Genomic DNA, 1,461 nt, shown 5'->3' on the forward strand with positions numbered 1-1,461 from the left:
TTATAAGTGGTTCTTGAGTTGCTGACGTAATTCGGTCTTCTTCAACTGGGTAAACAGGCATTACTTTTGGAAAATCTTTACTATTGACTTTAGAGATTATTTCCGCATAAGATTCTGGCGAAAGTCTATCGCTATAGGTTAAATATTGTGTTAGCCCTGAAGGGTAACTGATTTGATTAATCAAAGAGATATCAGATTTGTATGATAATTCAGTCCTATTGCCCATCTCATCGGTAAAAGCAGTTATTTTACTCAACACATGTGCAGAGCTTTGTGAGATTTGATTTGACTCGAAGCTTACTGTCCTACCATCACCATATTTAAGTATTGTTAAGCCATTTCCCAAAAAATCAGGGTATTCAATATGCACTTTTCGACCAACACTATCTTTGACGTCAGTTAATAAATATTTATACCCGTTTGTATTGTCAAGCGGGTGCTGCTGATAACTGAAAGTAGCCGTGTAATTAGCTTTTGTATTGTGAAATTCAGTCAATAGTGCGCCTTTATCCATATCGTATACATATCTTTCCCCTGATTTATAAATATATGCTAGCCCCCTTAAAAGTGTTAGCAAACGTGAGTCATGATAAAATTCCATAAGCTCTTCGTGAGTAACTTTTTTGGTTTGAAAATACGCCGTTATTCCTGTTTGTGGTGAATGCAAACGAATTGTATAATTATTCTTATGCTCATAATACTCATAAGCTTCCTCGCTGACATAGTTTAATACTCGAGAAGGAGACGCTTTTAACATCTCGTCTAACTTTGGTTGTGGGTAATCTCTTACCCAAGAGTTGTATGCCTCTGGGATCAGATGATGCTGTAAAAATAACTGAGATTCATTGCTCATTTTACTACTCTTAAATGCATTCATCGTTTCTTCAATGCTTGCACTAAAAAAACCAGAGTCATTATGTTTAAAATCCTTACTTGAAATTGCTGATACATTACCGTATGAATAATCATAATCTTCACGCATGGATCTACTGAATTTAATATTAGCACTGAGGTCTAATAATATTTCTTTGTATAGTAATTTTGCATCATCTTTTTTGATAAGACCTAATGGTTCTTGCCAGTGCCAGCCAGCTTCATTCCAAAGTGAGGTTTCATCAATGGTGTTATCATAGGTTTTTGTAATGTGGAAACCATCGCCACCTTCTATCTCAGGAAACTCAATCAAATTATAAGCATAAGTGAAGTTTGCACTAGGTAGATCGACGTTTGTATAGCTGCGACCTTTAGCAAATGATAAGCCTTCAGTCGTTTGGTACGGTTTAATAACTAAATTAGATCGGTTAGCACCACGTGTTTCAAAGAGTTCATATAGTGGCATTCCATATGCAATATTACATACTGAAACAATATAAACTGTTAACTTAGTAAAATTTTTTTTAAACATTTTAAATATATACCCCAAATAATAATTAAACAAAGTTATTCCTGTTACAGATTATT

At 34.4% G+C, this 1,461-nt stretch carries 1 protein-coding gene; it reads right to left on the minus strand.

Annotated elements, in window-relative coordinates; genetic code table 11:
- The coding region (locus DNK84_RS13475; protein ID WP_162902494.1) for a hypothetical protein at positions 1-1,405 on the minus strand (1,405 nt) is incomplete at its 3' end.
- Between the last annotated feature and the right edge of the window lie 56 nt (positions 1,406-1,461).

Source organism: Facilibium subflavum (assembly GCF_003574485.1).
Lineage (GTDB): Bacteria > Pseudomonadota > Gammaproteobacteria > Francisellales > Francisellaceae > Facilibium > Facilibium subflavum.